At 69.8% G+C, this 19,062-nt stretch carries 15 protein-coding genes; 5 read left to right on the top strand and 10 right to left on the bottom strand.

The genetic code is table 11. The features are described from left to right. Positions 1-19 precede the first annotated feature (19 nt). The 4 genes from ABIC53_RS02185 to ABIC53_RS02170 are packed head-to-tail and all read right to left on the bottom strand — an operon-like array spanning position 20 to position 4,489. On the bottom strand, positions 20-1,537 hold the full coding sequence (locus tag ABIC53_RS02185) for an alpha-N-arabinofuranosidase (RefSeq protein WP_354450167.1): 1,518 nt from the start codon (positions 1,535-1,537) through the stop codon (positions 20-22). After that, positions 1,534-2,628 (bottom strand): Gfo/Idh/MocA family protein, encoded by a 1,095-nt coding sequence (locus ABIC53_RS02180; RefSeq protein ID WP_274178755.1) that lies wholly within the window; start codon positions 2,626-2,628, stop codon positions 1,534-1,536. Before ABIC53_RS02180 ends, ABIC53_RS02185 begins: the two co-directional genes overlap by 4 nt. After that, positions 2,601-3,308, bottom strand: coding sequence for a ThuA domain-containing protein (locus ABIC53_RS02175; RefSeq protein WP_274178756.1), 708 nt, complete (start codon positions 3,306-3,308; stop codon positions 2,601-2,603). Before ABIC53_RS02175 ends, ABIC53_RS02180 begins: the two co-directional genes overlap by 28 nt. After that, the gene (locus ABIC53_RS02170) at positions 3,305-4,489 is read right to left on the bottom strand and encodes a Gfo/Idh/MocA family protein (RefSeq protein WP_354450164.1); all 1,185 of its coding nucleotides are present in this window, start codon (positions 4,487-4,489) and stop codon (positions 3,305-3,307) included. The genes ABIC53_RS02175 and ABIC53_RS02170 overlap by 4 nt, the downstream gene beginning before the upstream one ends. Before the next feature lie 91 nt (positions 4,490-4,580). Between ABIC53_RS02170 and ABIC53_RS02165 the strand changes: the two genes are divergently transcribed. Beyond that, positions 4,581-5,597, top strand: coding sequence for a LacI family DNA-binding transcriptional regulator (locus tag ABIC53_RS02165; RefSeq protein WP_354450162.1), 1,017 nt, complete (start codon positions 4,581-4,583; stop codon positions 5,595-5,597). A 22-nt stretch (positions 5,598-5,619) separates the two neighbouring features. Here the strand turns inward: ABIC53_RS02165 and ABIC53_RS02160 are convergent, their stop codons facing one another. Then, positions 5,620-7,443 carry a beta-L-arabinofuranosidase domain-containing protein gene (locus ABIC53_RS02160; protein WP_354450160.1) on the bottom strand — a complete coding sequence of 608 codons (1,824 nt, stop codon included), beginning with the start codon at positions 7,441-7,443 and terminating at the stop codon, positions 5,620-5,622. A 76-nt stretch (positions 7,444-7,519) separates the two neighbouring features. Here ABIC53_RS02160 and ABIC53_RS02155 point away from each other — a divergent pair, with 76 nt between their 5' ends. The 3 genes from ABIC53_RS02155 (at position 7,520) to ABIC53_RS02145 (ending at position 12,564) form a co-directional block, all read left to right on the top strand. Continuing rightward, entirely contained in the window at positions 7,520-9,757 is a 2,238-nt protein-coding gene (locus ABIC53_RS02155; protein WP_354450158.1) for an alpha-galactosidase, read from the top strand. Between the two features lie 35 nt (positions 9,758-9,792). Continuing rightward, a complete protein-coding gene (locus ABIC53_RS02150; protein WP_354450156.1) occupies positions 9,793-11,049 on the top strand; it encodes a glycoside hydrolase family 27 protein in 1,257 nt (418 codons plus the stop codon). Between the two features lie 102 nt (positions 11,050-11,151). Next, positions 11,152-12,564, top strand: coding sequence for an HNH endonuclease signature motif containing protein (locus ABIC53_RS02145; protein WP_354450154.1), 1,413 nt, complete (start codon positions 11,152-11,154; stop codon positions 12,562-12,564). A 143-nt stretch (positions 12,565-12,707) separates the two neighbouring features. On the opposite strand, the gene ABIC53_RS02140 is transcribed toward ABIC53_RS02145, so the two are convergent. The 5 genes from ABIC53_RS02140 to ABIC53_RS02120 all read right to left on the bottom strand — a co-directional run bounded on the left by ABIC53_RS02140 (position 12,708) and on the right by ABIC53_RS02120 (position 17,790). Beyond that, entirely contained in the window at positions 12,708-13,796 is a 1,089-nt protein-coding gene (locus ABIC53_RS02140; RefSeq protein ID WP_274178762.1) for a Gfo/Idh/MocA family protein, read from the bottom strand. Further along, positions 13,793-14,572 (bottom strand): ThuA domain-containing protein, encoded by a 780-nt coding sequence (locus tag ABIC53_RS02135; protein ID WP_274178763.1) that lies wholly within the window; start codon positions 14,570-14,572, stop codon positions 13,793-13,795. Before ABIC53_RS02135 ends, ABIC53_RS02140 begins: the two co-directional genes overlap by 4 nt. After that, a complete protein-coding gene (locus ABIC53_RS02130; RefSeq protein ID WP_274178764.1) occupies positions 14,569-15,378 on the bottom strand; it encodes a carbohydrate ABC transporter permease in 810 nt (269 codons plus the stop codon). The genes ABIC53_RS02135 and ABIC53_RS02130 overlap by 4 nt, the downstream gene beginning before the upstream one ends. Before the next feature lie 101 nt (positions 15,379-15,479). After that, the gene (locus ABIC53_RS02125; protein WP_274178765.1) at positions 15,480-16,451 is read right to left on the bottom strand and encodes a carbohydrate ABC transporter permease; all 972 of its coding nucleotides are present in this window, start codon (positions 16,449-16,451) and stop codon (positions 15,480-15,482) included. A 61-nt stretch (positions 16,452-16,512) separates the two neighbouring features. Next, entirely contained in the window at positions 16,513-17,790 is a 1,278-nt protein-coding gene (locus ABIC53_RS02120) for an ABC transporter substrate-binding protein (protein WP_269267698.1), read from the bottom strand. A 259-nt stretch (positions 17,791-18,049) separates the two neighbouring features. Between ABIC53_RS02120 and ABIC53_RS02115 the strand changes: the two genes are divergently transcribed. Next, positions 18,050-19,051, top strand: coding sequence for a LacI family DNA-binding transcriptional regulator (locus ABIC53_RS02115; protein WP_114588436.1), 1,002 nt, complete (start codon positions 18,050-18,052; stop codon positions 19,049-19,051). Positions 19,052-19,062 lie beyond the last annotated feature (11 nt).

Raw genomic sequence — 19,062 nt, 5'->3', positions numbered from 1 at the left:
CCGTCGGCCCCGTCCGCGGTCAGTCCAGCGCCAGCTCGATGGTCGCGAAGGAGTGCGGCGGCAGCGTCACGACGAGCTCGCCACCGTCGAGGGCGGTCGCGAGGGGCCGCGGCTCGACACGAGCGGGCACGTCGGCGTCGTTGTACGTCGTCGCGCTCTCTGCTCCCAGCACCCGGGCACGCACGACGCGGGCGCCACGTCCGCGGAGGTCGATGCGCACCTCGCACTCGTCGTCCACCGAGAGGTGGGTGAGCGAGATGAGCGCCGCCCCCTCCTTCGTCGAGGCCGACATCGACACCAGCGGCAGCTCTCCCCCGCGCGCCGTCGTCGCGGGCGCGTCGAGCACGTGGGCGGCGAGCGCACGGGCGTCCTGGTGCCCCTTGTTCATCTCGAACACGTGGTAGGTCGGCGTGAGAACGAGCTTCTCGCCGTCGGTGAGGATCATCGCCTGCAAGACGTTCACCGTCTGTGCGATGTTCGCCATCGAGATGCGCCGCGCGTACCGGTGGAAGATGTCGAAATGGATGCCGGCGACGAGCGCGTCGCGGATCGTGTTCTGTTGGAACAGGAAGCCCGGGTTCGTGCCCTTTTCGGCGTTCCACCACGTGCCCCACTCGTCGCAGACGAGGCTCACCCGGTTCTCGGGGTCGTACGAGTCCATGACCGCGACGTGTCCGCGGACGACCCGCTCGAAGTCGCGGGCGTAGGCCATCGTGTCGTAGAACTGCTCGTCGGTGAAGGTCGTCGCGTCTTCGCGATTGATGCCCGATCCGGTGTGCGTGTAGTAGTGGAACGAGATCGCCTGGTACGGATGCTTGTCGTACAGGTTCGCGGCGTGCGACTCGACGAGCGTCTTCACGAGCACCCGCGTCCACTCGAAGTCGTCCTCGTTGGCGCCGGCGGCGATGAGCGTCAACCTGTTCTCGCCGTGGTCGTGGCAATAGGTCGCGTAGCGCCGCGCTTCTTCCGCGTAGAACTCGGGAGACAGGTTGCCGCCGCATCCCCACGGCTCGTTGCCGATGCCCCAGAAGGGCACACGCCAGGGCTCGTCGCGACCGTTCTCGCGGCGCAGACGCGCCATGGGGCTGTCGTCGTCGCGCGTGAGGTACTCGACCCACTCCGACATCTCCTGCACCGTGCCGCTGCCGACGTTCCCGTTGACGTACGCCTCGGTGCCGAGCAGGTCGCACAGATCCATGAACTCGTGGGTTCCGAAGTGGTTGCTCTCGACGACGTCGCCCCAGTTCGTGTTGGCGATCTTCGGCCGTTGCTCGCGCGGACCGATGCCATCGCGCCAGTGGTACGTGTCGGCGAAGCAACCGCCCGGCCAGCGCAGGTTCGGGATGTCGAGCGCGCGGAGGGCCTCGACGACGTCGGTGCGGATGCCGCGGGTGTTGGGGATCGCCGAATCCTCGCCGACCCAGAAGCCGTCGTAGATGCAGCGTCCGAGATGCTCGGCGAAGTGCCCGTAGATGTGCCGGCTGATGCGATCGCCGACGACGTCGAGGTCGATGACCGCACGTGCGGACGAGGTCATGTGGTTCTCCAGTGCTCGTGCTCGGTGAGCGGGACCAGCGGAGGACGCTCCGCGGTCGTGGTCAGGGTGATGCGGCGTCCCTCTCGCGCCGACCGCGTGAGGGCGCTCATGATCTCCAGGACGTGCAGGGCGACCTCACCGCTCGCACGCCCCGCGCCGGAGCCGCCGCGTACGAAGTCGAGGACCCCGATGCCGCGGCCCGCGCCTCGATAGCCCGCGCGCGGCGCGATGGCCGTCCACTCCTCCGCGCGGGGTCGCCGCATGGTCACGTCGCCGTCGAAGAAGTTGGGGTCGGGCAGGGTCAGCGATGCGCTCTCGCCGTGCACCTCGATCGGTGCGGCGTGGGTTGCGGCGGCGTCGAAGCTGAAGGTGACCGTCGAGACCGCGCCGCCGGCGTGCTCGAGCACGCCGGTGACATGCGTGTCGATCTCGACGGGGATGCGCTCCCCCGCTCGCGGGCCCGAACCGATCGTGCGGTCGTCGCGTGATCGCGACGAAGCACCCGACACGCTGACGACGGGTCCCAGCAGGTGGAACAGCGCCGTGAGGTAGTACGGCCCCATGTCGTAGAGCGGTCCGCCGCCTTCGCGATAGTAGAAGTCGGGATGCGGGTGCCAGGCCTCGTGGCCCGACGACAGCCACGTCGCGACGGCCGCGACCGGTCGGCCGATCTCGCCGGCGTCGACGACCGCTCGCGCGGTCTGCACACCGGACCCCAGCACGGTGTCGGGGGCCCCGCCGACCCAGGCGCTGGCCGCGCCGGCCATGACCCCGAGCGCTTCGTCGAAGGTCGCGGCCAGCGGTTTCTCGCCGTAGACGTTCTTGCCCGCGGCGAGCGCCGCGCGCGCGACCTCGCCGTGAGCGGCGGGGATCGTCAGGTTGACCACGGTCTGCACCGCCGGGTCGGCGACGAGCTCGGCGACCGATAGGGCGCGGGCTCCGGGGAACCGCTCGGCGACCGACCGGGCGCGGTCGACGTCGAGGTCGGCCGTCGCAACGATACGGACGGCGGGGTGATCGCCCAGCGTCTCCAGATACTGGCCCGAGATGACCCCGAGGCCGACTACACCGATGCCGTGCGGCTCGCCCACAGCATCCCCCTCTCGATGATGGTGCGGACGTTGACGTCGCGCAGCACGACGAGGCTGTGCCCCGGCGTCGCGACGAAGATGCGGCCCTGTCCCCACTCGCGCGTCCAGACGGCAGGCGAGGTGATGGGGCGGTGCCACGGGTGGTACGGCTGCACGGGATGCGTCGTCGTCGCGAGCACGTCGTTGAGGTCGTCGGAGAGCACCCAGTACTGCTCCGTGCGGAGCGTGAAGTCCTCGAGGCCCGCCATGATCTCCGAGCGGCGACCTGCGTCGGTGAGGTCGACGGTGTAGCAGAGGTAGTTGTCGGTCTCGTCGCCGACGCGGGCATCGGGGTGCTTCGCGGGATGCGTCGCGAACTGGCCGCCGATGAGCTGCAGGTAGTCGGAGTTGTCGCGGTACGAGTCGGCGATGCCGCCGTGCCAGCCCGCCAGCCCCGTTCCGCGCTCGACCGCGTCGCGCAGGCCGGCGAAGGCCTCGCGTGAGATCTTCGACATCGTCACGGACTGGACGATGAGGTCGGTGCTTTCCATCGTCGCCCGGTCGGTGTAGACCTCATTGTCCTCTTCGATGCGGACCTCAAAGCCGTTCTCTTCGAGGAAGGGCACGAAGAGGTTGGTGGCCTCGACGGGTTTGTGCCCCTCCCAGCCGCCTCGGACGATGAGCGCCTGTCTCGCGGTCATGAGATGACCCCTTCCACTCGGATGCTTCTGCTGTCGGATGCCGCGCTCTCCTCGACCGCCGCGAGGACGCGCTGCACGCCCGCGGCCTCGGCGAACGACGGGTGCGCTTCGATCTCACCGGCGACGGCGCGGACGAAGTCGACGCTCTGGTGGGTGAACAAGTGCTCGTAGCCGAGTCCGTGTCCTGCCGGCCACCAGGCTCCGGCATAGGGATGCTCGGGCTCGGTCGCGTCGATGCGGCGGAACCCCTGCTCACCGGCAGGGAGCGTCGCGTCGGCGAAGAGCAGGTCGTTCAGGTGCGAGAAGTCGAAGGCGACGGCTCCGCGTTCACCGCTGATCTCGATGCGGTTGGCGTTGCGGTGCCCCGTGGCCATGCGCGTGGCCTCGAAGATGCCGAGGGCGCCGTCGGAGAACGATGCGGTGAACGCCGCGGCGTCGTCGACGGTCACGCGTTCAGTTGCGGCTCCGGCACCGGCTCGGCCGCCGAGCCCGACGCGCTCGTCGAGGACCGGGCGCTCGTCGACGAAGGTGCGGAGTGTGCCGGAGACGCTCGTGATGCGCGCGCCGGTGAGCCACTGGGCGGCATCGATGCTGTGCGCCCCGATGTCGCCGAGCGCACCCGATCCCGCGCGACCGCGATCGAGACGCCAGGTGAACGGCGCGTCCGGGTCGGTGAGCCAGTCCTGCAGGTACTGCGCGCGCACGTGCCGAATGCGGCCGATGCGTCCCTCCTCGATCAGACGTCGCGCCAGAGCGAGGGCGGGCGTGCGGCGGTAGCTGAACCCGCACATCGCGACGACCCCGCGCGATGCCGCCGCGGCGGCGGCATCCGTCATCCGGTTGGCGTCGGTGACGTCGTTGGCCAGCGGCTTCTCGCACAGCACGTGACGGCCGGCGTCGAGGGCTGCGAGCGCGATCTCGGCGTGGGTGTCGCCCGGGGTGCAGATGTCGACGGCGTCGATGTCGTCGCGTGCGATGACACTTCGCCAGTCGTCGCTCGACTCGGCGATGCCGAACCGCGATGCGGCGTCGGCCGCGCGTTGTGCGTCGCTGCCCGCGAGCACGACCACCTCCGGTTCGACCGGCAGATCGAAGAACCGCGGAGCGGTGCGCCAGGCGTGCGCGTGCATCCGTCCCATGAACCCGGTCCCGATGATCGCGATGCGCAATCGTCTCGACATCCTCGTCTCCCTCCGCACCGGTGCGTGTGATCGCGGACCACGATGTCACAGCCCCTCGACGCGGACGTCGGGCTTTGCGCAAAATAGGCGAATGCCGTCTTCCCGACCGAGCCTCACCGACGTCGCCACGGCCGCGGGCGTGAGCGTCGCGACCGTCTCACGGGCGCTCCGCGGCCGCGGCGAGCTGTCGCCCGAGACCCGCACGCGTGTGCTGCAGACGGCGGAGCGGCTCGGGTACACGCGAAGCGGGACACCGCGCGGCCGGCCCCGCGGCGGGACGTCCCGCATCTTCGATCTGGTTCTCGGGCACTTCCATGACCCCTACACCGACGAGGTCGTCGCCGGGGCTCACACGGCGGCCTCGCGCCTGAGCTACGACCTCGTCCTCACCGCGGAGCGCGACGATCCGGGCGATGACTGGCCGGCCCGCATCCGCTCCCGGGGATCGGCGGGGGTCGTGCTCGGTCTGATCCTGCCCACCGCGGCCCAGCTGGAGGTCGTGCAGGGCGCGGGCATCCCCATCGTCCTGCTCGAGCCTCCGTCGGGGACCACCCAGCACGTGCCGAGCGTGCGGAACACCGATCACGCGGGCGGCTCGGCGGCGGCGGAGCACCTGCTGGCGCAGGGCGCGCGGCGCTTCATCGTCATCGGCGGGGCTCCGTCGTACCGGTACGGCCGTGCGCGGATCGAGGGCTTCCTCTCGACGCTCGACGAGACGGCCCCGGCTGCGCCCCGCATCCTGACGACGGCGGACTGGGGTGCGGCGGACGCGCGACGAGCGTGCGCCGCGGCGCTCGATGACCTCGGCGGCGAGGGCCCCATCGGGCTCTTCGCCTGCTCCGATGAGATGGCCGCGGGCGCCTACCGGGCGATCGCCGAGGCTGGGCTCGCGGTGGGGCGCCACGTTCTCGTCGTGGGATACGACGATGTGCGGGGCGCGCGGTGGCTGCATCCGCCGCTCACCACGATCCGTCAGCCCATCCGCGAGATGGCCGCTGCGGCGGTCACGCTCCTGGCTCAGATGGCGGGCGGTGCGCAGCTCGCCGACGAGGTGGTCGAGCTGCCGACGGTTCTCGTGGCCCGCGGCTCGACCGGCCGTCCGCGCTGACCGAGGCCGCCACCGACGGGGCTCACGCGGGCGCGACGACCGGGAAGTACACGGCGTAGCGCTCGTCGACGATCTCGTTCAGCGGCACGAATCGGATGCCGGCCGAGCCGCCGACACTGCGGTATCGCGTGAGCCACTGCGACCACTGCCTCTCGTCGTCGGCAGCCAGCAGCGTCGCCGGGTCGGAGCTGTCGCCGATGAGCGGCGTCTCACGGTCGACGAGACCCGCGAGCACCACGGCGCCCTCGACGAAGGCGACGGTCTCGGGCTCATCCGGGATCGGCACCGTCCGCAGCTCGAATCCGAAACCGAGTTCGATCTCGGTGCGCCCGCCGGGATGATCGATCTCCACGAAGCTGCCGCGCCGCACCACGGCGATGTCCGACCGGACGTGCACCTCGCCCGCGGTCCAGGCGGGCACACGCATCCGGACGCGGCCCCGAACGGTCGGCGGCGACTCGACCGCCACCGAGACCCGAAGGGCGTGCGGCCGATGCGCCGGGCCGCCGGGGCCCGCGTTCGCGTCCGGACCGACGTAGAGGGCGTCGTCGATCGTGCGGACCTCGACGGCCAGCTGGCCTGCTGCCGTGGCGACGTCGGCGCGGACGGGGATGTACTGCGCGACGGTGACGGCTTCGCCGTCGCTGTACACCGCCAGCGACGAGTGGCGCGTGTGCGCCTGCACCACCGTGCCGTGGCAGCACCAGAAGTCCTCGGTGGGCGATCCCCACTCCTTGCGCGCTCCGCTCTGCAGCGGCAGGAAGTAGCTCACCATGCCGGTGCCGGGATGCTGCTGCGCCAGGATGCCGTTGACGAGGTTGGCCTCGATGTAGTCGAGGTACGACGCCTCGCCCGTCCATCGGAACAGCACGTCGGCCAGCCGGATCATGTTGTAGACGGCGCAGTGCTCCTGGGTCTTCGTGCCCCGTCGCGCGGCGAAGGCGAACGGCGGCGTCCAGATCTCACCCGAGGTCTGTCCGCCCGTGCAGAAGGTTCCGCGTCGTGTGACGGCCCAGTCCCAGTACGCCTCGACGATGCGTCGCCAGCGCTCCTCACCCGTGACCTCGAAGGCCCGCGCGGCACCGAGCACCTCCGGGATGGTCGTGTTCGCGTGCATGTTGGTCAGCATGTCCTCGCCCGCCAGCAGACCGTCGAAGAGCGACCGGTGGTCGTATCGGTCGAGGAGCTCGCGATACATGTCGTCGCCGGTGGCCTCGAGGAGGTCTGCCCACACCTCGAGCATGCCGCCCGTCTCGACCTCGAGGATGGCCTGGAACTCGTCGCGCTCGAACTCCCGCGCCCACTCCGCGATCAGCGCCGCAGCGCGGTGGGCGATGCGCAGGGCTCGCTCGTCGCGGAGGTCTCGGTACACGTCCACCAGACCCATGAAGGTCTTGTGGATGTTGTACTGCGGCGCCCACACCTCGCGCCCCTCGGCGAGCCGGCGCAGGAACGTCTGCGGAATGCCGAACACCCAGCCCGCGCCGGCATCCTGGCACGCTTCGAGCTCGTCGAGGACAACGGCCAGCTTGCCCCGCAGCACCGGATCGCCGGTGACGGCGATCTCGCGCGCGGCCGCCGACATCCAGTGCCCCACGAAATGGCCCCGCAAGAGTGCGCCGGGCGTCTCCCAGCCCCAATGACGTGCCCAGCCGTTCTCGACGCCCGGTGTGACGGACGGCTTCAGGTGCCAGGCCTGATCGCCGATGCCCGCTTCGATGCGGTGGTTCTGCACGAGAGCGTGCTCGTCGAGCGACACGAGGTACGTGCGATTGGTGCGGCGACGACGATCATAGGTTCCCGGGAGCAGCCGGGAGGCATCGGGCGCAAGGGCGGATGCGGTCATGGTTGTGACATCTCCTTCGATGTGCTGAGATCGATCTCTGACTGTACCGCCCGAGCGATGTCAGCAGAATAGGAGCATGGATTCCATGCGCGTGATCCACCTCAACGCCGAGGACGTCTCCGTCGTGATCGCAACGGCGGACGATGGGATGCCGGAGATCGTCCACTGGGGCGAGGCGGTGACGTCGGCGGAGCCCGACCTCCTCGCATTCGTCGCGGCCGAGCAGCGGAACGGGATGACCGGTGATTCCGACGTTCCGTACCGCGCGAGCGTGCTGCCCGAGCACAGCCGCGGGTGGTTCGGAGCCCCGGGGCTGTCCGCACATCGCGACGGCTCGGGGTGGGCGCCGCGGTTCGTGCTGCGCTCGCTGACTCTCGACGGCGCCGAGGCCGGACCGGGCGTGACGTCCGGCGGAGCGGGGCGGGTCGACGCGGTCCTCCACGACGATGCTGCTGAGATTGAGCTCGGTGTAGAGATCGATCTCACACGAGACGGCCTCGTGCGTTCCCGCGCTCGGGTCCGGAACACCGCCGGCGCAACCGAGGCGGCGGCACCGCTCGAGATCCAGTCCCTCGCCGTCGCCCTTCCGATACCGACGTGGGCGCAGGAGGTGCTCGACTTCACCGGCCGATGGGGGCACGAGCGCATGCCCCAGCGGCATCCGGTCGTCCGCGGTGATCACTCGCGCGTCTCGCGGCGCGGCCGCACCGGTCTCGACGCGACGCTGGTGCAGGCGGTCGGCACGCCGAGGTTCTCCGCCGGCTCCGGCGAGGTATGGATCGGACACGTCGGATTCAGCGGCGACCACGAGCACACGATCGAGCGCACCGACGGGCGCCTGCACTTTCGGGGCGGCGAGTCGATCCTTCCCGGCGAGATCCGGCTGACGCCCGGCGAGGAGTACACCGGCCCCTGGGTGTTCGGCAGCTACGGGCGCGGACTCGACGGCGCTGCGGCGCGCTTCCACTCCTACCTGCGTGAGCGCTCGCGTTCGTCGCGCCGCCCCCGCCCCGTGACGATGAACGTCTGGGAGGCGGTGTATTTCGACCACGACCACCGCGTGCTCGTCGATCTGGCGGCCCGCGCCGCCGAGCTCGGCGTCGAGCGCTACGTCCTCGACGACGGCTGGTTCCGGGGGCGCAATGACGACCGCGCGGGGCTCGGCGACTGGGCGCCCGACCCGATTGCGTGGCCCGACGGCCTCCGCCCACTGGCCGACGAGGTGCGCTCTCTCGGCATGGAGTTCGGGCTCTGGGTCGAGCCGGAGATGATCAACGAGGACTCCGATCTCGCCCGTGCGCACCCCGAGTGGATCCTTCGGGCGGGGCCCGAGCTGCCGCCGCGCCAGCGGTTCCAGCAGGTGCTCGACCTCACGCATCCGGCCGCTTTCGACCACATCCTGGGCGTGCTCGACGGGCTCATCGAGGACATCGGCGTGAGCTACCTCAAGTGGGACCACAACCGCGACCTCATCGCGGCCGGGCACCCCGCCTCGGGCACCCCTGCCGTTCACGAGCAGACCCTCGCGGTGTACCGCCTCATCGACGAGCTCCGCCGTCGCCATCCCGACCTCGAGATCGAGAGCTGCGCCTCCGGCGGCGGGCGGGTCGACCTGGGGATCCTCGAACGGACTGACCGGATCCATCCCTCCGACAGCCACGACCCCCACGACCGTTTCGGCATCCTGCGCTGGACGGGACTCCTGGTGCCGCCGGAGATGATGGGATCGCACGTCGCCTCCCCCGTGTCGAGCGTCACGGGACGCGCGCATGACCTGCAGTTCCGGTGCGCAGTCGCCTTCCTCGGCCACTTCGGCATCGAGTGGGACATCCGCGATCTCGACGAGCACGACCGGCGCGTCCTCGGCGACTGGATCGCACGATACCGCCGGCACCGCCACCTCATCGCGACGGGGCGCACCGTCGGCTCGGGTGAGCTCGACGCCGCGGCTCCGCAGGTGCGCGGCGTGGTCGCGCCCGACGGGTCGGAGGCGCTCTTCACGATCGTCACGCCGACGACCTCGGCCGACACGATCGCCCGTGTGCGGTTCCCCGGCTTGTCGACCGACCGCAGCTACCGGGTGTCGGTGAGCGGCTCGGACTCGTTCGGACCGCCCTGGCAGGTTCCGGCGTGGCTTCGGGAGAGCCCCGAGCTCGGCGGTGACGGTGACGGTGGCGGTGGCGGTGGCGGCGAGCGTGTGGGTGACGGCCCGGTCATCGCGGGTACCGTGCTCGCACGGGTGGGGCTGGAGTTCCCCACGTTCCACCCCGACCGCGCGGCGGTCGTTCACCTCGCGGCGGTGGCAGCGCCGTGATCGGCGAGCGCCGGGCCGCGGCATCCCGTCCCCCGATGGGGTGGAACAGCTGGGACTGCTTCGGGTCGTCCGTGACGGAGACCGAGGTGCTGGCGAACGCCGAATACGTCGCGGAGCACCTGCTCGCGTTCGGCTGGGACACGATCGTCGTCGACATCCAGTGGTACGAACCCGATCCGGGGGCGCACGACTATCGCGAGGTCTCTCGGCCGCTGCTGGATGCCTGGGGCCGGCCGCTCCCCGCGCCGGGACGCTTCCCCTCCGCGGCGGACGGGAGCTTCCAGCCGCTCGCCGACCGCGTCCACGAACTCGGCCTGCGCTTCGGGGTGCACCTCATGCGGGGCGTCCCGCGCGCCGCAGCGGATGCGGCTCTGCCCGTCTCGGGCCGCCCCGACGCGACGTGCGACTCGATCGCCGACCGCTCGAACGTCTGCGTGTGGAACCCCGACAACTACGGCGTCGATATGACGGCACCCGGTGCGCAGGAGTACTACGACTCGGTCATGGCGCAACTGGCCGCCTGGGGCGTCGACTTCGTGAAGCTCGACGATGTGCTCTACCCGCCCGTCGAGACCGCCGAGATCGCAGCGATCTCGCGCGCAATCGATCGGTCGGGACGGGCGATGGTTCTGAGCCTGTCGCCCGGCAAGCGACTGTCGCTCGCGCACCTCGAGACGCTGCGCGAACACGGCCAGATGTGGCGGATCTCGGACGACTTCTGGGATGACTGGGCGCACGTGGTCGAACAGTTCCAGCGCGCCGCCCGCTGGGCGCCGTTCCAGCGGCGCGGTGCGTGGGCGGATGCCGACATGCTCCCTTTCGGACGCATCGGCGTGCGCGGACACGTCGGCGAAGACCGTCTCAGCCGCCTGTCGGTCGACGAGCAGCGCACCGTCATGACGCTGTGGAGCATGATGCGCTCACCGCTCATGATGGGCGGCCACCTGCCCGACACTCCGCCAGAGACGCTCGCGCTGCTGCGTAATCCCGGCGTCCTCGCGCTGCGCGACGGCGAGGAGTCGCGCGAGATCGTGCGCGACGGACATCTGGTCATTTGGAGCGCGCGCGTGGGCGCGCGCGAGTACCGTGCGGTGTTCTGGCTCGGCGACGATGAGCAGGAGCTCGTCGTCCACCTCGCCGACCTCGGGCTCGGGCTCGGGCTCGGGCTCGGGGACGTGGGGACGGCGGGTTCGTGCACGGATGTGTGGAGCGGGACGAGCGTCGAGGTCGCCGACGGACGCGTCACGCTGACGGTGCCGGCTCACGGCACACGGCTGCTCGTCTTCGGCTGACCGTCGGGAGGAGGAGCGGGCCGGCTGTGGAAAGGCACGGGCGATGTCGGAGGCCCGTGGCAACATTAGAACATGCATTCGAACGGCGAGCTTAGTGGCGGGATGGGCAGCGACGCTGATGTCGACGTCCTCGCTCAACTGGTCGCGGATGCGGAGGGGGCGGCGGATGCTGCGCGGTTGGCGCAGATTCGTGAGGTTCGGGTGCTCGCGGCAGCTGGCGTGCTGGCCGAGAAGCAGGCGGCTGGGGCGGCGGAGCGGGTCAAGGCGCGCGAGATGGCGCTGCGTGGCATCGCGGCGGAGCTCGCCGGGGTGTTCGTCGCGACCGACCGGACGTTGCAGCGGCGCATCGACGAGGCGCGAGACCTGGTGGAGAGCTATCCGGTGACGATGGCGGCGTGGGAGGACGGACGCATCGTCCGCGGCCACGTGCGGGTCATTCAGGAGACAGGATGCCTCGTGCCCGCGGAGGAACGGGCAGAGTTCGAACGGGTCGCGATCGAACGGTGCGAGGGCGAGACCCCGAACCGGGTGCGCGACGCGTTGCGGATGATCGCCGAGCGGATGCACCCGCGGTCGTTCACCGAGAGGCACGAGGAGGCCGCGGCCGGGCGGTGCGTGCGGGTGCAGGCCGGCGCCGATGGCATGTCGGACCTGATCGCGACTTTGCCGACGGTGATCGCCGACGGGATCGTCGACCGGCTGACCCGACAGGCGCGGGAGATCATCAACGCGCGGCAGCAGGCTGACGCCGCGGATGCGGATGTGGAGAGCGATGCTGAGAGCGCAGTGGGCGCCGGGTCATCGTTCGTCGACGACGCCCGCACGATCGACCAAGTCCGCGCCGACGTGTTCAGCGACCTCTTGCTCGCCGGGACGCCGGCCCTCGATCCCACCGCGAGCGGTGACGGCGACGGAACGCTCGGGGCGATCCGGGCACACGTGCAGGTTGCCGTGTCGGCGTTGACGCTGATGGGTCAGGACGAGGGGCCGGCCGATCTAGCCGGCCGCTCCCCCATCGATGCCGCGACCGCACGCGAGCTCGCGGGCAACGCGACCTCGTGGGACCGGCTGCTCACCGACCCCGTCACCGGAACCGTGCTCGAGTGCGACAGCTACCGCCCCACCGCCGCCATGGTGCGACTTATACGGGCGAGGGATCGGCACTGCCGGTTCCCCGGATGCCGGCAACCCGCCATCCGTTGCGAACTCGACCACACCATCGCCGCATCCGAGGGCGGGGGCACGCACGTGTGCAACCTCGCCAACCTCTGCAAGAGACACCACGACGTCAAACACCACACCCGATGGCATGTCCGACAACTCCCGGGTGGGCGGCTCGTGTGGACCTCACCTACCGGGCGGGTCTACCGCGCAGACGCACCCCCACCACTCGTCGCCTTCACCATCGACGAGCCAACCGATCGCCGAGGCGATCAAGCACCACCCGGAGCGTTTCCCCCACCACGATCACTGGGGCGACCCGACGCGCCTCGGGGGTCCGCTCCGCCGTTCTGACGGGATCGTCTTCGCCCTGAACCAGCCCACGGGAGGGGGTGGTTGCCGTGCCCGTCACACCGCGAGAGCGCCGTCCATCATGCCCGCGGCCGCCGGCCGCACCGCCGGAAGACGACACGCGTCTGCTCGCGTTCGGCTGACCGTCAGGACGCGCGGCGCGGGTCGATCCCGAGTCTGCCGACGGCGTCATCGAAGCCACCGACGCGAGCGAGCTCCGCGGCGCGCGCCGATGCCCGCTCGAACAGGTCGTCGAACCTGACCGGGGCGCCGGCGGCCGCGGACGCCACGGCAGCCTCGACCATGGCGAGGCTGCCGATGTTGCGCGTGATCTCGCCGGACGGCACCGGACCGCCGTCGAGGGCTGCGACGAACTCGGCGAGGGCGGCATCCAGCCCCTCGGCCCCGTCCGCCAGCACAGCAGCCTGCGCGCCGCCCTCACGTGGCTGGATCACGACGTCGGTCTCTCCGTCCCAGGCAGCGGATCCATGGGCAGCGTTTCCCCGCCAGTCGCCGTTCCACGAGGTCGTCAGACCGTCGGCGCACCAGCTGCCGGAGTACGAGAACCGGCGCCCATCGGCGAAGCGGAAGATCGCCTCGGCCGCGGCGGCGCCGCGATACCAGCTCCAGCTCGGCGAGAACTCCTCGCAGAAGACCGACACGGGTTCACTCGAGAGCAGGTACCGGGCTTGGTCGAACTGGTGGATCGCCATGTCCATGAGCAGCGGCGACGGCATCTCGTCTCGGAAACCTCCGAACCGGGGGTTCTGGAAGAAGCGGACGTCGAGCTGCTCGGCCCCGCCGAGGCTGGCCAGGGCGTCGCGGAACGCCCGGATCCCGCGGGAGTGCCGACGCGACTGACTCGTCGCCATCAGGGTCCCGGTCGACGCGCTGACGGCGGACAGCAGCAGCGCCTCGGCCACAGTCGGCGTCACCGGCTTCTCGCTCAGGACGGGAACACCCGCCCGCAGCGCCGCGGCGCTCACCTCGAGATGCGCCTGCGGGATCGTGACGTTGACGACCAGGTCGACGTCGAAGGCGTCGAGCGCATCATCGACCGAGCCGAAGCTCGGGACATCGAGTCCCCGCTCGACTGCCGCGGCCCGCGCGGCGTCGGCGACGATGTCGACGAGCCCGACGATCTCGAGATCAGGACGACGAGCGGCCGTGTCGATCCACGCCTTCCCCATCGCTCCCGCCCCGACGATGACGACACGACGGGCGCGCCCCGTCACGACTGCTCCTCGCCGTCCCACTCCCGCGGAACGTCCCACTCCCCCGTGCGATGCATCGCCAGACGGGCGGCGGCGCGGGGGCGGTCGTTCCGAGCCCATCGCGCCGCGTTCGCGAGGACGAGCTGGATCTCGGGCTGATGGTAGACGGGATAGTCCTGGTCACCCGGCGAGAAGTAGAACACCCGCCCGTGACCGCGGAAGAACGTCATGCCCGAGCGGAACACCTCGCCGCCCGAGAAGTTCGAGACGAAGACGAGCTCGTCCGGCTGCGGCACGTCGAAGAACTCGCCGTACATCTCCTGCTCGGGGATGACGATCGGCTGCGGCACGCCGGCGGCGATCGGATGCGACGGCGAGACCGTCCACACGAGCTCCCGGTCATGCGCCTGCCGCCAGCGCAGCGCGCAGGTCGTCCCCATGAGACGGATGAAGATCCTCGAGAAGTGCGCCGAATGCAGCGCCACGAAACCGAGCCCGCCGAGCACGTGCCGATGGACCCGCTCGACCACGACGTCGTCGACCTCGTCGTGCAGGAGGTGCCCCCACCAGAACAGCACATCCGTCTGCGCGAGGCGCTCCTCGCTCAGCCCGTGCTCCGGATCGTCGAGCGTCGCCGTCTCGACGACGGCAGCGTCGCCGAGCAGTCGCCGCAGGCCCGCGGCGATGGTCCCGTGCATCGTTTCGGGATAGAGGGCGCGCGGGATGTCGTGATGCTTCTCGTGATGGTTCTCGCCCCACACCAGCACGCGGATGGGGGTGGATGTCGTGCCCGTCACCCCTTGAACGCCCCGTCCATGATGCCCGCCACCATGCGGCGCCCGACGACGAAGAAGACGATGAGCAGCGGCAAGGTTGCCAGGAACGACCCGCCCATCGTCAGCGCCAGGTCGATCGACCGGTTCGCCTGCAGCTGCTTCAGGGCGATCTGCACCGTGAACAGCTCGGGCGACTTCAGCACGATGAACGGCCACATGAAGTCGTTCCACACCGAGGTGAACGTGATGAGGCCGAGCACGAAGGCCGCCGGCCGCACGACCGGGAACCCTATGCGCCAGAAGATCTGCCAGCTGTTCGCCCCGTCGATGCGGGCCGCGTGCATGAGCTCGTCGTTGAGGGTGGTCGCCATGTGCTGCCGCATCCAGAAGATGCCGAACGCGCTGGCGAGCCCCGGGACGATGATCGCCTGCAGGGTGTCGACCCAGTCCAGCCACGAGATGATCAGGTACTGCGGGATGACGCTCAGCTGAGCGGGCACCGTCATGGTGAGCAGCACGATGACGAAGAGCGCGTTGCGGCCCCGGAACTGCAGCTTCGCGAAGGCGAAACCGGCGAGCGCGCACAGCAGTGATGCGATGACGGCGATCGAGAGCGAGACGATCGCGCTGTTCAGCAACGACTGGAAGAACGGCACCGTGTCGAACACCTTCGTCGCGATGTCGAAGAAGTTGAGCCCCGGGTAGAAGCGCGGCGGGATCGAGGTGACCGCGGAGGCACCCACCGACGCGATCACGAACATGTAGTACAGCGGGAAGACGCTGATCACGACCGCGATCCCGAGCAGCACGTAGACCGGCCAGGGCACGCGGCCGACGCGCCCGCCTCCGCGCCGCGCACGCTTGCGGGGCGCGCTCAGCGCGGTTGGATCGAGGGGACACGGCACAGCTGTGTCGACGGCGTCGGACATCATCGGGCCTTTCGGGTGCGGGTGGTCAGGAAGAAGTTGATCGCCGAGACCACGACGACCACGACGAAGAGGGCGACACCGATCGCCGAACCGTAGCCGAACTCGAACTGGCCGAAGCCCTGCTCGTAGAGGAACAGCGCGAGGGTCTGACACTGTCGCCCGCCGCCGCAGGTCAGCCCCGACTCGGGAGCCACCAGCAGGGGCTCCGTGAAGATCTGCAGCCCGCCGATGGTCGACATGATGACGGTGAAGATGATGATGGGCCGCAGCGACGGGATCGTCAGGTGGATGAACTGCTGCCAGCCGGACGCGCCGTCGACCGAGGCCGCTTCGTACATTTCGCGCGGGAGCGCCTGCAGCCCGGCGAGGTAGAGCAGCGTGTTGTATCCGAACCATCGCCACATCACCATCGACGAGATGACGATCCACGAGCCGACCTGAGACGACAGGAAGTTCACCGCCGGGATGCCGAAGAGGTCGAGCACCCAATTGATGAGCCCGAAGTTCTTGTCGAAGATCTGAGCGAAGACGAGGGCGGTCGCGGCGACCGAGGTGATGTAGGGCACCAGCAGCGCCATGCGGAAGAAGTTCGCCATCTTGAGGGTGGCGTGGTTCAGCAGGTGCGCGAGGCCGAGCGCCAGCAGCAGCTGCGGGATCGTGGAGATGAGGAAGATCCCGAAGGTGTTCACGAACGCGTTCCAGAACCGGGAGTCCTGGACGAGCCGCTCGAAGTTCGCCAGACCGACGAACGTCTGCTCCCCGATCGGGTTCCAGTCGAATAAGGCCACGTAGAACGTGAACAGCAGGGGGAACAGCCCGAAGATCAGGAAGATCACGAAGAACGGGGCGATGTAGATGTACGGCGCGATGCGCTCCGCGAGCGGCTGGCGGATGGCGCGTCTCGGCGGACGCTCGCGCCGAGCGGTCTTCTTGTCGATGGTGATGGCGGTGGCGGTGACTGTCGCGGTCATGATGCGTCCTCGATGAGGGTGGTGGCCCGCCCACGGGCGGACCACCACCGAGCGGGTAAGGTCAACCGCCGATCGCGGCCCGGGCGCTGTCGACGCCGGTCTGCCACGCGTCGCGCGGCGCGACGTTGCCCGCTTCCATGTCGACGAGGGCATTGAGCAGCGCCGCCCCGATCGCGCTCGTGTCCGGCCCGTTGTGGAAGGACTGGAACTGCAGCACCGAGTTGCTGATGACCTCGCCGATCCGGGAGTCCCCGAAGAAGGGATCGGTGTAGCCGGTCACCTCGCTGCTCTCGAGAGCGCTCTTGGCCGCCGGGAACGTGCCGGTGCGGGCGAAGTGCGCCGTTTGTCCTTCCGGCGAGAGCATCGTCTCGATGTACTTCCACGCGGCCTGCGGGTTCTTCGCGCGGGCGGGGATCGCGATGACGCTGCCACCCCAGTTGCCGCCGACGCCGGGGATCGCGGCGACTCGCCAGAGCCCCTCGGTGTCGGGAGCGTCGTTCTTGTAGCCGGACAGCATCCAGGAGGGCGCAGTGCTGACCGCGAACGCGCCGTTCGCCTTGCCCGGAGCCCAGCCCGACGACCAGGCGGCGATGCCGGCGCTGATGCCCGCCTCGTAGGTGCGCACCGCGACGTCGAACGCCTCCTCCACCTGCGGGTTGGTGTCGAAGATGAGCTCGCCGTCCGGTGTGTAGTACTTCTCGGTGACCTGGTTCACGGTCGAGAAGAAGACGCTCGTCTCGACGTTGTCGACGAAGGGCTCTCCGGTCGCGGCCGTGTACTTCTTGCCCATCTCGATGAAGCCGTCCCACGTCGACCACATCTCGGCGACCTCGTCCGGGTCGGTCGGCAGTCCTGCCGCCTCGAAGAGGTCTGCGCGGTAGGCGAAGCCGAGCCCGCCGATGTCGGTCGGGATGCCGATGATCGAGCCATCCTCACCCGTCGCCTCGGCGATGGCCCAGTCGAGGTAGCCCTCGCCGATGTCGTCGCCGCCCAGCGTGCGGAGGTCGATGAAGTTCCCGGGGTTCTCGATGAATTTCGGCAACTCGTCGTTCTGGATCATGACGAGGTCGGGGACGCGTCCGCCGGCCAGGGCCGCGGTGAGCGCGGTCGCCGTCTCGGCGGTGCTGCCGACCTCCGACAGCTTCACCTTCGCGTCCGGGTTCTGCTCGAGGTACTGGTTGACGGAGTCCTGCTGCCCGATTCCCGTGAACGACCAGAACTCGAACTCGGCGTTCGGGTCGTCTGACCCGCCGCCCGATCCACCGGACGTGCACGCGGTCATCGCGATCGCGACGACGCCGAGAGCTGCGACGGGCAGGGCCAGTCTGCGACGATTCACAACTGCTCCTCTTCTTTGGGGACATGTGATGTGCGCGGGGCGATCAGAGACCCCACTGAGAGATCGTTCTCTCATGCCGGGAAACAGTATCCCGAGATCGAACAGCTGGCAAGCCGCGGCATCCGCCAGTTTCGTCACACGCACTGCAAGACCGGGACCATGAACGGATGGGTTGCGCGCAGCGGCTGCTGTCGTGCGAAGATCATCGCGTCAGAGAACGATCTTTCGCTCGCTGAACCCGACCTAGGAAGAGGGAGCCATGTCTCGACCGACCATCGTCGACGTCGCCCGCGCGGCCGGCGTCTCACGCGCTACGGCAGCGCGCGTCCTGGCTGGAGCAACGAACGTCGACCCGGCGATGGCGGCCGCCGTCGGCCGCGAGGCCGCGCGCCTGGGCTACGAGACGAACTTCGCCGCGCGCGTGCTGCGCGGCGGGCGCGCCGGCGCGATCGGACTCGTCATCGCCTTCGACGAGCTCGGCGGGCTGAGCGGCACGTTCTTCACCGCGGTCATGAAGGGCGCAGCCAAGGGCCTCTCTGCCGGCGAGGTGCAACCGGTCCTGCTTCCCGCCGATCACGAGGACCTCGATCGCATCCCGCGGTTCCTGCGATCTGGAGCACTCGATGGCGCCATCGTCGTGCTCCAGCACGAGATCACCCACCTCGTCGACCGGCTCGCCGACTCGCCGGTGCCCATCGCGTGGGTAGGCCGCCCACGCGGCGAGATCGGCCCCGACCCGATCGTGATCGACTCGGACAACTACGGCGGCGGGGTCCTCGCCGCACGGGCGCTCGTCGAGCACGGGCGCCGCAACATCGGCATCATCACGGGCCCCCTCGACATGGAGCAGGCGCGCGAGCGCACCCGCGGATGGACCGACGAGCTCGCGCGCCACGGCATCGAGCCCGGACCCATCGTCCACGGCGACTTCACCCTCGACAGCGGCACGGCGGCGATGGCCCGGCTGCTGCAGCGCGTCCCGGCCCTCGACGGGGTGTTCGCCTGTTCCGACCTCATGGCTGCAGGCGCCATGCGCGTGCTGCAAGCGGCCGGTAGGCGTGTGCCCACCGACGTCTCGCTCGTCGGCTTCGACGACATCCTGCTCGCCGCAGCGAACGACCCCCCGCTGACCACCGTGCGCCAACCGCTCGAGGAGATGGGCCGTGCTGCCGCCGACACGCTTCTGGGCGCGATTCGCGGGGACGACGTCGAGCGTGTGCAGGTGCTGCCCACCTCGCTCGTGCACCGGGAATCGCTGTGACCTCGAAGCGC

This window comes from Microbacterium sp. 1262 (assembly GCF_040544895.1).
Taxonomy (GTDB): Bacteria; Actinomycetota; Actinomycetes; order Actinomycetales; family Microbacteriaceae; genus Microbacterium; species Microbacterium plantarum.
The sequence above is the reverse complement of the archived record's forward strand: the minus strand, read 5'-3'. Positions and strand labels throughout refer to the sequence as shown.